The organism is Pseudoalteromonas phenolica, from assembly GCF_001444405.1.
GTDB lineage: Bacteria > Pseudomonadota > Gammaproteobacteria > Enterobacterales > Alteromonadaceae > Pseudoalteromonas > Pseudoalteromonas phenolica.
Window position 1 is genome coordinate 3,514,364 of record NZ_CP013187.1, and the last position, 12,373, is coordinate 3,526,736.

Below are 12,373 nucleotides of genomic sequence, written 5' to 3' on the forward strand. Positions count from 1 at the left end.
AGGTGAAATGAGCTAGTTTAGCTGGAGTTGAGGCCTTATTTACTAACTATTATGAAAAGTGTTTCAAAATGAACAGAGTGGCTAATGTGAAGACTGCTTACTTCACCTTGCGCTTATGGTGCAAAATTAGCGACTGCAAACGCAGTGAAATAGTGCAAAGTTAATGACAACGAGCAAGGCGAGCACATTTGCTTTGCGCAAGGTGAGATAAACTAGTTTAGCTGATGTTGAGGCCGTCAAGATTAAGCACGGTGAAGGCTACTCATTTCACCTTGCGCTAATTCGTCTTTTTATCACTGTGTACAATCTCATCACTGTGCAGGACGATTTAGCACCATAAACGCAAAAAAGCCCGACTCTTTCGAATCGGGCTTTCTCTAAATAGGTGCTTGGCAATGTTCTACTTTCACATGGGAGACCCACACTATCATCGACGCTGTTTCGTTTCACTTCTGAGTTCGGCATGGAATCAGGTGGTTCCAAAACGCTATGGTCACCAAGCAAATTTGGTTAAAATCTGGAAAAAATCTGATAATTCTAAAACTTTCTACTTTAGTTCATATTAGCTTCTGAGCTAAAACCACTTTGGCGTTGTATGGTTAAGCCTCACGGGTAATTAGTACTGGTTAGCTTAATGTATCACTACACTTCCACACCCAGCCTATCAACGTTGTAGTCTCCAACGGCCCTTCAGTTAACTTAAAGTTAAAGTGAGAACTCATCTCGAGGCTCGCTTCCCGCTTAGATGCTTTCAGCGGTTATCGATTCCGAACGTAGCTACCGGGCAATGCAATTGGCATCACAACCCGAACACCAGCGGTTCGTCCACTCCGGTCCTCTCGTACTAGGAGCAGCCCCTCTCAATTCTCAAACGCCCACGGCAGATAGGGACCGAACTGTCTCACGACGTTCTAAACCCAGCTCGCGTACCACTTTAAATGGCGAACAGCCATACCCTTGGGACCGACTTCAGCCCCAGGATGTGATGAGCCGACATCGAGGTGCCAAACACCGCCGTCGATATGAACTCTTGGGCGGTATCAGCCTGTTATCCCCGGAGTACCTTTTATCCGTTGAGCGATGGCCCTTCCATTCAGAACCACCGGATCACTATGACCTACTTTCGTACCTGCTCGACGTGTCTGTCTCGCAGTTAAGCTGGCTTCTACCATTACACTAACCGTACGATGTCCGACCGTACTTAGCCAACCTTCGTGCTCCTCCGTTACTCTTTGGGAGGAGACCGCCCCAGTCAAACTACCCACCAGGCACTGTCCACAACCCCGATTAGGGGCCTATGTTAGAACATCAAACATACAAGGGTGGTATTTCAAGGATGGCTCCACAACATCTAGCGACGCTGCTTCAAAGCCTCCCACCTATCCTACACATGTAGGCTCAATGTTCAGTGCCAAGCTGTAGTAAAGGTTCACGGGGTCTTTCCGTCTAGCCGCGGGTACACAGCATCTTCACTGCGATTTCAATTTCACTGAGTCTCGGGTGGAGACAGCGTGGCCATGGTTACACCATTCGTGCAGGTCGGAACTTACCCGACAAGGAATTTCGCTACCTTAGGACCGTTATAGTTACGGCCGCCGTTTACCGGGGCTTCGATCAAGAGCTTCGCCTAAGCTAACCCCATCAATTAACCTTCCGGCACCGGGCAGGTGTCACACCGTATACGTCATCTTACGATTTTGCACAGTGCTGTGTTTTTAATAAACAGTCCCAGCCACCTGGTCACTGCGGCTCCCGTCCGCTTAGAGAGTAAATCTCATCACAGATAGGAGCGTACCTTCTCCCGAAGTTACGGTACAATTTTGCCTAGTTCCTTCACCCGAGTTCTCTCAAGCGCCTTAGTATTCTCTACCTGACCACCTGTGTCGGTTTGGGGTACGATTCGAAATAATCTGAAGCTTAGAGGCTTTTCCTGGAAGTAGGGCATCATCAACTTCACTACCGTGGTAGCTCGTCTCGACTCTCAGCCTTAGCGACCCGGATTTTCCTAAGTCACCAGCCTACAGCCTTTCACATGGACAACCAACGCCATGCTTGATTAGCCTGCTCCGTCCCCCCATCGCAATTATTCCAAGTACGGGAATATTAACCCGTTTCCCATCGACTACGCTCTTCAGCCTCGCCTTAGGGGTCGACTTACCCTACCCTGATTAACATGGGATAGGAACCCTTGGTCTTCCGGCGTGCGGGTTTTTCACCCGCATTATCGTTACTCATGTCAGCATTCGCACTTCTGATATGTCCAGCATGCCTCCCGGCACACCTTCAGCCACTTACAGAACGCTCCCCTACCCCGCATACTAATGTATGCAGCCGTAGCTTCGGTGGTATGTTTAGCCCCGTTACATCTTCCGCGCAGGCCGACTCGACTAGTGAGCTATTACGCTTTCTTTAAAGGATGGCTGCTTCTAAGCCAACCTCCTAGCTGTTTTAGCCTTCCCACATCGTTTCCCACTTAACATACACTTTGGGACCTTAGCTGACGGTCTGGGTTGTTTCCCTCTCCACGATGGACGTTAGCACCCACCGTGTGTCTCCCGGATATTACTTTACGGTATTCGGAGTTTGCAAAGGGTTGGTAAGTCGGGATGACCCCCTAGCCTTAACAGTGCTCTACCCCCGTAAGTATTCGTCCGAGGCTCTACCTAAATAGATTTCGGGGAGAACCAGCTATCTCCCGGTTTGATTAGCCTTTCACTCCAAGCCACAGGTCATCCCCTAACTTTTCAACGTTAGTGGGTTCGGTCCTCCAGTTGATGTTACTCAACCTTCAACCTGCCCATGGCTAGATCACCGGGTTTCGGGTCTATACCTTGCAACTCAACGCCCAGTTAAGACTCGCTTTCGCTACGGCTACCCTAAACGGTTAACCTCGCTACAAAATATAAGTCGCTGACCCATTATACAAAAGGTACGCAGTCACCCTCGAGGGGCTCCTACTGCTTGTACGTACACGGTTTCAGGTTCTATTTCACTCCCCTCACAGGGGTTCTTTTCGCCTTTCCCTCACGGTACTGGTTCACTATCGGTCAGTTGGGAGTATTTAGCCTTAGATGATGGTCCACCTATATTCAGTCAAAGTTTCACGTGCTCCGACCTACTCGATTTCACTTTAGATAAGTTTTTGTGTACGGGACTGTCACCCTGTATCGTCAAACTTTCCAGAATGTTCCACTAACTACACTAAAGCTTAAGGGCTAGTCCGATTTCGCTCGCCGCTACTTTCGGAATCTCGGTTGATTTCTTTTCCTACGGGTACTTAGATGTTTCAGTTCTCCGCGTTCGCCTCGTTAACCTATGTATTCAGTTAACGATACCTGCAAGCAGGTGGGTTTCCCCATTCGGAAATCCTAGTCTCAAGCGCCTCTTACTGGCTTGACTAGGCTTATCGCAAGTTAGTACGTCCTTCATCGCCTCCAACTGCCAAGGCATCCACCGTGTACGCTTAGTCACTTAACCATACAACCCAAAATGGTTTATTACTTTGAGGTGTATGTGTCAAAGACAGTTTTAACTTCGCCAGAAGTTAATATTGAATACTAAAGTAGACGCTAATAAACAAATGAATGTTTATCGGCATTGTTTTACTTTTGAAAACTCTTTTTAGAATTTCTTCTAAAAGAATTAATTATCAGCTTTTCCAAATTTTTAAAGAGCAATATTAATTAGCAACTTGTGCTAACTAACAATCATCTGTGTGGACACTACGAACAAATCTGTTCTAAATCGTTAAGGAGGTGATCCAGCCCCAGGTTCCCCTAGGGCTACCTTGTTACGACTTCACCCCAGTCATGAATCACTCCGTGGTAAGCGCCCTCCCTAAGGTTAAGCTACCTACTTCTGGAGCAACCCACTCCCATGGTGTGACGGGCGGTGTGTACAAGGCCCGGGAACGTATTCACCGCGGCATTCTGATCCGCGATTACTAGCGATTCCGACTTCATGGAGTCGAGTTGCAGACTCCAATCCGGACTACGACGCATTTTAAGTGATTCGCTAACTCTCGCGAGCTTGCAGCACTCTGTATGCGCCATTGTAGCACGTGTGTAGCCCTACACGTAAGGGCCATGATGACTTGACGTCGTCCCCACCTTCCTCCGGTTTATCACCGGCAGTCTCCTTAGAGTTCCCGACCGAATCGCTGGCAACTAAGGATAGGGGTTGCGCTCGTTGCGGGACTTAACCCAACATCTCACAACACGAGCTGACGACAGCCATGCAGCACCTGTATCAGAGTTCCCGAAGGCACCAAACTATCTCTAGTAAGTTCTCTGTATGTCAAGTGTAGGTAAGGTTCTTCGCGTTGCATCGAATTAAACCACATGCTCCACCGCTTGTGCGGGCCCCCGTCAATTCATTTGAGTTTTAACCTTGCGGCCGTACTCCCCAGGCGGTCTACTTAATGCGTTAGCTTTGGAAAAGTTGTCCGAAGACCCCAGCTCCTAGTAGACATCGTTTACGGCGTGGACTACCGGGGTATCTAATCCCGTTTGCTCCCCACGCTTTCGTACATGAGCGTCAGTATTGACCCAGGTGGCTGCCTTCGCCATCGGTATTCCTTCAGATCTCTACGCATTTCACCGCTACACCTGAAATTCTACCACCCTCTATCATACTCTAGTTTGCCAGTTCGAAATGCAGTTCCCAGGTTGAGCCCGGGGCTTTCACATCTCGCTTAACAAACCGCCTGCGTACGCTTTACGCCCAGTAATTCCGATTAACGCTCGCACCCTCCGTATTACCGCGGCTGCTGGCACGGAGTTAGCCGGTGCTTCTTCTGTAAGTAACGTCACAGCTAGCAGGTATTAACTACTAACCTTTCCTCCTTACTGAAAGTGCTTTACAACCCTAAGGCCTTCTTCACACACGCGGCATGGCTGCATCAGGCTTGCGCCCATTGTGCAATATTCCCCACTGCTGCCTCCCGTAGGAGTCTGGACCGTGTCTCAGTTCCAGTGTGGCTGATCATCCTCTCAAACCAGCTAGGGATCGTCGCCTTGGTGAGCCATTACCTCACCAACTAGCTAATCCCACTTGGGCTAATCTAAGGGCGAGAGCCGAAGCCCCCTTTGGTCCGTAGACGTTATGCGGTATTAGCAGTCGTTTCCAACTGTTGTCCCCCACCCTAAGGCATATTCCCAAGCATTACTCACCCGTCCGCCGCTCGTCATCTTCTAGCAAGCTAGAAATGTTACCGCTCGACTTGCATGTGTTAGGCCTGCCGCCAGCGTTCAATCTGAGCCATGATCAAACTCTTCAATTAAAAGTTTTTTGAATCCGAAGATTCGTGCTCAATGAATTCTGTATAAATTGACTATATAGTCACTCATAAGAAATTGAGACTCTAAATTTTTTTGCTCCTGAATCAAGAGCTGTTAGAACTCAATCTGTACGAGTGCCCACACAGATGATTGCTTCATATTTTTAAAGAACAGTGTAACTCGATGAGTTACCGCAGCCTCGCTGCGAAGTGGAGCGCCATAATAACGACTTCACTTTTTATGTCAACACTTAATTTTAAAAAGTTATTTAAGATTAAGTTTTATTTGACTCGACATCGTTTTGATTTGCTTTTCAGCGTCTCGCCCCGTGTCAGTGGGTGCGCATTATAGGGAGAATTTAAAAGCGCGCAACCCCTTTTTTCAATTAATTTTGAGAAATGTGTTCAACCGCTCAAAAAGAGAACAAAAAAGGCTTGTTAGAATAAAAAATGTTCTATTTACCCACTTCGAATAGCTAATTTCTCTTTTTAATTATTGCTTAAACATTTTAAGACGCTAAGATAGCAGCTCGTTTGTTAAATTATTGTATACCCATTGTATATTGGTAGATCCTTATGAACCCAACTCAACAAAAGTCTCTTTTTATTGTTTTAGCAATTGCGATAATCGGCTATTTTGCTGCTAATGCTCTTCTTGCAGACTCTTCTCTTAATCTTGGTGCTACTTTTTCTATTGGCACACTCATCGGTGGTTTCATTGCAACTGTTATGTCGGCAAGTAATGTACCCCCGCAATCTGACAATGCTGAAGTAAAAACAAAAACACTTTATGTAGGTAACTTACCTTATAAAGCAAATGAAAGTGTCGTTCGAGAGCTTTTCTCTGAACAGGGCCGTGTATTCAACGTTCGTTTATTAAAAGATAAAAATACAGGTAAACGTCGTGGTTTCGGCTTTGTGGAGATGGCAGAAGCTGATGCTGATAAAGCCATTGCAGCATTGAATGAAAAAGAGTTCCAACAACGTACACTGAAGGTTAGAGCTGCAAAACAAAAACCTGAGGCATCGGAAGAAGCTGTAGCAAGTTAAAGATATAAACTTTTCACATCGTATCCTGCAATAGCAGGGACATCATTTAAAGCCGTTGCATAAAACTGTAGCGGCTTTTTTATTTCTGCTTCATCTATACTGCCACCCAACAAATGCTTTACTCTTTTTGCAATTGCAGTTCCGGAGTCTATTAATACGCATTGCGTTTTATAAAACTCTGCTATTTCATATTTCAATATTGGAAAATGTGTACACCCCAATATCAAAACATCAGCTTGATTATCAACCTTAATAGATGATAGCTCCTTGTTAACTCCTTCTCGTACATCTTCATTTAACCAAAACTTGCGCTCTGCCAGCCTTACCAACTCTGTTGAATGGTAGAAGCTTACTTGGCAATCTTGAGCAAACTCGCTCACTAAAGATTGCGTATACTGGTTCTTTGAAGTAGCAGGCGTTGCTAATAAAGCAATATGCTTTCTAATACTAATTTGTGCTGCAGGCTTTATAGCAGGCACCACACCAACAATCGGAATTTGAGTAAACTGTCGAATATGTGCCAGTGCGTAAGTAGAGGCTGTATTGCAAGCAATAACAATTAAGTCAACTTCACCAAAAAAGTTTGAGCTTATTTTATTGACGAGATTTGCCAGTCTATTTTGAATTGTTTCTTCTGTCTGAAGCCCGTAGGGCAGTAATGCATTATCCATAATATAGGTATAGTCTGCCTCTGGCAGTGCACTTTGGATATGTGTTAAGACACTTGTCCCACCAATACCTGAATCAAAAACTAAAATATGCGGCAAACTATGGCTCCTCTATACTGAGGTGCAAGTTTGCCCGAGCTTATATGGCTTGCCAAGTCACTTAAGCTGATTTCTCTGACTTATTATCAAGTTGATTGAAGAAGCCTTGCGCATAATCTAAAAGCTGAGCCATTCTTGCTTGTCCATCATTCATCCACGCCATAATATCAGGTAACTGCTGTTCAATGCCTAATGCCTTACCTTCTGAATGAATATTCTCTAGTTGTTTATCAAGAGGCTGAAACGCTTGCTCTAACTCTTTTATTGGGTTCGCTTGTTGGTATTGAGCAATTGCAGCGGTTGTTTTTGTCTGACGTAAATCCATCGTGAAATTGGTAATTTGATCACTCTCTATATTCAATGCCGATGCTTTTTCAAACGCATCGTCATATTCACCTGAGAAAAATGAATCACTGACATTGCGAATGTCTTTCATCATTTCATTTATGGCTTTTTGCTCATCGGCATTAAGCTCACCATTCACACTGATCGAAAAGCTTACATCCTCACTTGATTGCTCTGACACAGCCAAGCCATAATTATCACCGTTTTGAGTATAGCTGGCTGCTTGACCTTTTGAACGAGCATCACTCAGTGAAATAGTCACTTCATCACCCTCTGCAGTTGTAAAACTATATTCTGCTTGATTCGACAAACTTGCATACTGTGCTGCACTGACCTGCATATAAGCAGGTTTAGGGTTAAATAACTCTTCTTCAAAATCATCGAGTCCTTTGAAAATGCCTTCTCGAGACTTTTCTATACCCTCTTCAATGTCATCATTAAAAAGCGCACTTTCTTTTAACTCCGAAGTGGCTTCATCAATGCCCATTTGGACACCTTTTCGTGCAGCCCCCAACATATCTTTTAAAGTGTCGTCATCTTTACCATCTGCTTTCGCTTTGTTCACTGCCCCTTTAACAAAGTCGAGCACATTTTTAACGATGGCTTCAAAATCAAATAATGGCTTTTTCTCTTTCTCTGGCTTTTCAATGCCTAAAGCTTCTGCCAATTTATCATCTAGTAATTTAGCTGCTATTTTACTCTTATCACCATGATAGCTATCTGGGTTTAAATGCATGGTCGGCTTAAAGGCAGCTTTATTGTTCGCCTTATTTGCCATAGCAGGATTAAGAAGCTGGTTAAGTTGTCCAATTTTCATGTTCTGTCTCCCAGAAATAATGGTCACCAAGCATGTGCTCGGTTATTTTCTGCTTATCGGCAAATATTAATAACACTTGAGGCGTTAGTATAAAAAAACAACAAAATTTAGCGAGAAACTGGACAAATCACCTATGCCCCCTACAATACCCGCTCTCGAATTTGTAAGGTCAGTTTAACTATGCCAGTCATCACTATTGATACCGCCACATATGAACAGCAGCTTGCTGAGAAGCAAACGCGTATTAGTGCTCAATTTGCTCGCTTTAACGCACCACAGCTTGAAGTCTTTGAATCAGCAAAAACGCAATACCGTCAACGTGCTGAATTTAGAGTATGGCACGATGGTGACGATCTCTACCACATTATGTTTGATCAAGAGAGTAAGCAAAAAATTCGAGTGGAAACATTTGATCCTGCCGCGCCGCTTATTAGTGAAATCATGCAAGTTATGATGGAAAAGTTACGTCATAACGAGATACTTCGCCGTAAGCTTTTCCAAATCGATTACTTATCTACGCTAAGTGGAGAGATCCTAGTAAGTCTGCTTTATCACAAACAGCTTGATGATGAATGGTTAGCGGCAATTAATGCATTACGTTCTGAGCTTCAGAAAACCTATAAAATTGACTTTATCGGTCGCGCTCGTAAACAAAAGATCGTGTTAGGCAACGATTTTGTCACAGAGCAATTGACTGTAAATGGTCAAACTTATCAGTACCAGCAAGTTGAAAATAGCTTTACTCAGCCAAATGCGAAAGTAAATGAGAAAATGCTGGAATGGGCGCAAGACCTTTGTGCGCCACTGGAGAATGATTTACTTGAGCTATATTGTGGTAACGGTAACTTCTCAATTGCTTTAGCGGGTAGCTTTAATAAAGTATTAGCAACTGAAATCTCAAAGTCGTCGGTCAATTCGGCACAAATTAATATCGCAGCGAATAAGGTTGAGAACTTAGATATTATTCGTATGTCGAGTGAAGAGTTTACGCAGGCAATGAAAGGCGAACGCCAATTTTCTAGATTAAATGGCATTACCCTTCAAGACTACAACTGCCAAACTATTTTGGTAGATCCACCACGTGCAGGCATGGACGAACTGACTTGTCGTTTAGTGTCTAATTACGACAACATCATTTATATCTCATGTAACCCAGACACACTAGAGCGTGATTTAGACATGCTATGTGAAACACACTCTGTATCTCGCATTGCGATCTTCGACCAGTTCCCATATACACATCATGTGGAGTCTGGTGTATTTTTACAGCGTAAATAATCCCGCTAATTCTTTTCAGCAATTGCCAGAGCACTGACTAGCTCTGGTAATTGGTCTTCACTAAAAACCTGTATACCTGCTTTAACAAGCTTTTCAGCTGTTAAGCCCATTCCTGCCACTTTAACTCCCTTATGCGACCCATCGTAAATAGTATTACGACCACACGAAGGGCTTGATTCTTTTAATAAAGCAAACTTGATTTGCTGCGCTTTACATAATGCGAGGGCTTTTTGGGCTCCTAACTGAAATTCACTCGTGACATCTTCACCATTTGCAGTCATCACCTTTTCAACACTGATTTCTGCTGGCGGCCTTGGGGTTGGTAAACCGCCCGAGACCTCAGGACAAAATGCAACAACTCGCTTTTCTTTCAGCCATTGAGTCAGAATATCATTTGTTAGCCCTTTAGATTGCCCATCATAACGGACGGGTTGTCCGAGTAAGCAACTTGAAACCAAAATTTTATGCATGTCTTTTCCAATAAAAAAGCCTCGCAAGTGCGAGGCTCTGATCTAACTCATAATTAATTATTTAGCAGCCAAATAATTAATTAATGCACTGATCTGCTCAGGAGTCGTTGTTTTTGACTCACGAAGACGCAGTTTATATTTACCATTTACGATAAACGTAGGTACACCTGTAAGCGCACGTTTTTCAGACCACTTTTGTTGCATACGCGCCATTCTTGAAGTCTTAGTACGTACAGCAAAGCTCTTGTACATTTTGTCAAACTTAGTACCGTCTACACCTTGTGCAACAAAAATGTCTTTCATATCTGCAAGCTCATTAATCTTATTACGCTTAGCATGGATATGTGTGAAAATTGCTGCAATGATTTTGTCTTTTTGAGGTAGCACTTCAGCAAGCGCTAAACCTTGAGCCATAATTTTTTGTACTTCTGGATCACGAGGTCCTGTGAAGTCTACATGGCTCTTTTTAAACTTTACGCCTTCATTCAATTTAGGTTTTACCTGAGCAATCAATGGCTCAAACGCATTACATGCAGGGCAGAAAAATGAAAAGTACTCTGTCACTTCAGGTTTCTTAGTACCGCGCTCTGCAATCACTTCGTAATGAACGCCTTCTTCAAACTGAGCTGCGTTTGCAACTACAGGCAGCATGAGTGCCAGCGCAGCGGCTTTAATTAGCTTTAACATTTTATTCTCCGTATTATTTTGCTAATAAATGTTTAACCAATGCGTTGAATTGCTCTTGGCTTTTTAAACTGTTGGTATTTACTTTGTATTTATCACTCACGATAAATGTAGGTACGCCAGATAGTGCGCCCGCTTTTGAAAAGCGAGTTTGATCGTCTTGCATCAGTTTTTCAGCCGCAATCACTGGCATACTTGCTAGTGCAGCATCAAACTGCTTTTCACTAATACCATTAATATCTAGAAGTTTTTTCACATCTTTAATGTCATTTAATGGCGCTTTTTTTACATGAATACTGTCGAAAATTTTAGCTGCAATTTCATCACCTTTGCCCATTTGCTTTGCCACGATATAGGCATAGCTTAAATTGCTTTGTACTTGTGCAGGCAAACCACCTAAAAAGTTCACATGGCTTTTTTCAAATACAGCACCTTCTGGCAAGCTTTGCTCTAATGCTTTAGCAACCGGTTCAAAACGGAAACAATGCGGGCAGTAAAATGAGAAGAACTCAGTTACTTTTGCTTGCTCACTTTTTTGAGTGGTTAAAGTTTGGTAGTGCACACCTTCTTTAAAATCAAATTCTGCAGCCATGGCTAACAACGGCAAGCAGAAAAATAGAATGGATAGTTTTAACGCTTTTAACATAGTTATTTCTCAATTTTTTATGGAAACAGTTGTAATGCAGGCTCTTGTAACGCTGCAAGCTGTTCTTTCAATGCTAAGATCTGCTGCTCCCAGTATTTGTCTGTTGCAAACCAAGAAAAGTTCCGCGTAAATGCAGGATCTTCCCATCTGGCAGCTAACCACCCCATGTAATGCACCATTCGCATCGCACGTAGCGGCTCTATCAGTTGCAGCTCTTTTGCATCAAAAGAGTTGAATTCTTCATACCCCATTAATAGTGTATCGAGCTGCATTAATTGCTCGTTTTTATCACCATTAAGCATCATCCATAAATCTTGGATTGCAGGGCCTGAGCGACAATCATCTAAATCCACTAAGGTCAGAGAATCGCCTGTGCACAGAATATTGCCAGCATGTGCATCGCCATGCAAACGAATAGGCTTATCAACATGATACATTTGCGCTGTTTGCGATATAACCTGTTCTAAAATAGTGTAAAACGCGGTTTCTAGATGTATAGGCACAAGTTTACTATTTTGAATAACTTCCTTGGCATCGAGTAAGTAGCTCTGGGTATTAATACTCAGTCTATGTTGAAATGGTTTACTCTTACCAACTAGGTGTAGTCGTCCGATATAACGGCCAAGCATTTCAAGCTGGTCTAAATTGTCAATTTCAAACTGACGCCCACCGACACTTGGAAAAAGCGCAAATTTGTAACCAGCATGCTCGAATAAGCTTTCGCCGGCTATTTCGACTGGCGCGACGATAGGCACTTCTTCATTAGCAAGTTCAAATGCAAAAGCATGCTCTTCTTTTATTTGCGCCTCACTCCAGCGCTCGGGACGATAAAACTTAGTGACATACCGTTTACCATCTTCCGCCTTGAACTGATAAACGCGATTTTCATAACTGTTCAAAGGTAGCAAGCCTGTTTCAGGGTAAACCCCAATGCTTTCTATGGCATCCAAGATACGATCTGGATTTAAATTCGCAAAACTAAACTCGCTCATGTATTCCTCATTTGGCATAAAAAAAGCGGGGAATACCCGCTTTTGC

General features: G+C 43.6%; 8 protein-coding genes and 3 rRNA genes. 2 read left to right on the top strand and 9 right to left on the bottom strand.

Features of this window, described 5'->3' with window-relative positions; all coding sequences use genetic code 11:
* Positions 1-387 precede the first annotated feature (387 nt).
* The 3 genes from rrf to PP2015_RS15820 all read right to left on the bottom strand — a co-directional run bounded on the left by rrf (position 388) and on the right by PP2015_RS15820 (position 5,281).
* Positions 388-501: ribosomal RNA gene (gene rrf / locus PP2015_RS15810) — 5S ribosomal RNA — on the bottom strand.
* A gap of 94 nt (positions 502-595) precedes the next feature.
* A 23S ribosomal RNA gene (locus PP2015_RS15815) occupies positions 596-3,477 on the bottom strand.
* 271 nt (positions 3,478-3,748) lie between these two features.
* A 16S ribosomal RNA gene (locus tag PP2015_RS15820) occupies positions 3,749-5,281 on the bottom strand.
* Together the 16S, 23S and 5S rRNA genes form the textbook arrangement of a ribosomal RNA operon.
* A gap of 573 nt (positions 5,282-5,854) precedes the next feature.
* On the opposite strand from PP2015_RS15820, the gene PP2015_RS15825 reads away from it, so the two are divergent.
* Entirely contained in the window at positions 5,855-6,328 is a 474-nt protein-coding gene (locus tag PP2015_RS15825; protein ID WP_058031218.1) for an RNA recognition motif domain-containing protein, read from the top strand.
* Here PP2015_RS15825 and murI read toward each other — a convergent pair.
* Positions 6,325-7,095 (bottom strand): glutamate racemase, encoded by a 771-nt coding sequence (murI, locus tag PP2015_RS15830; RefSeq protein ID WP_058031219.1) that lies wholly within the window; start codon positions 7,093-7,095, stop codon positions 6,325-6,327. The two genes, PP2015_RS15825 and murI, sit on opposite strands and share 4 nt — an antisense overlap.
* Before the next feature lie 61 nt (positions 7,096-7,156).
* Complete coding sequence (locus PP2015_RS15835) at positions 7,157-8,257, bottom strand: DUF5610 domain-containing protein (protein ID WP_058031220.1); 1,101 nt, start codon at positions 8,255-8,257, stop codon at positions 7,157-7,159.
* A gap of 180 nt (positions 8,258-8,437) precedes the next feature.
* On the opposite strand from PP2015_RS15835, the gene trmA reads away from it, so the two are divergent.
* Positions 8,438-9,535, top strand: a complete 1,098-nt coding sequence (gene trmA, locus PP2015_RS15840; RefSeq protein WP_058031221.1) for a tRNA (uridine(54)-C5)-methyltransferase TrmA — start codon at positions 8,438-8,440, stop codon at positions 9,533-9,535.
* A gap of 5 nt (positions 9,536-9,540) precedes the next feature.
* Here the strand turns inward: trmA and PP2015_RS15845 are convergent, their stop codons facing one another.
* From PP2015_RS15845 to PP2015_RS15860, 4 genes are read right to left on the bottom strand one after another with little or no spacing between them, the layout of a single operon-like run.
* Positions 9,541-10,005 (bottom strand): 2-thiouracil desulfurase family protein, encoded by a 465-nt coding sequence (locus PP2015_RS15845; protein WP_058031222.1) that lies wholly within the window; start codon positions 10,003-10,005, stop codon positions 9,541-9,543.
* Between the two features lie 57 nt (positions 10,006-10,062).
* On the bottom strand, positions 10,063-10,692 hold the full coding sequence (locus PP2015_RS15850; protein WP_058031223.1) for a thiol:disulfide interchange protein DsbA/DsbL: 630 nt from the start codon (positions 10,690-10,692) through the stop codon (positions 10,063-10,065).
* A gap of 13 nt (positions 10,693-10,705) precedes the next feature.
* Positions 10,706-11,335: a thiol:disulfide interchange protein DsbA/DsbL gene (locus PP2015_RS15855; RefSeq protein ID WP_058031224.1), complete on the bottom strand. Its 630-nt coding sequence runs from the start codon at positions 11,333-11,335 to the stop codon at positions 10,706-10,708.
* A 17-nt stretch (positions 11,336-11,352) separates the two neighbouring features.
* Positions 11,353-12,327, bottom strand: coding sequence for a serine/threonine protein kinase (locus PP2015_RS15860; RefSeq protein WP_058031225.1), 975 nt, complete (start codon positions 12,325-12,327; stop codon positions 11,353-11,355).
* Positions 12,328-12,373 lie beyond the last annotated feature (46 nt).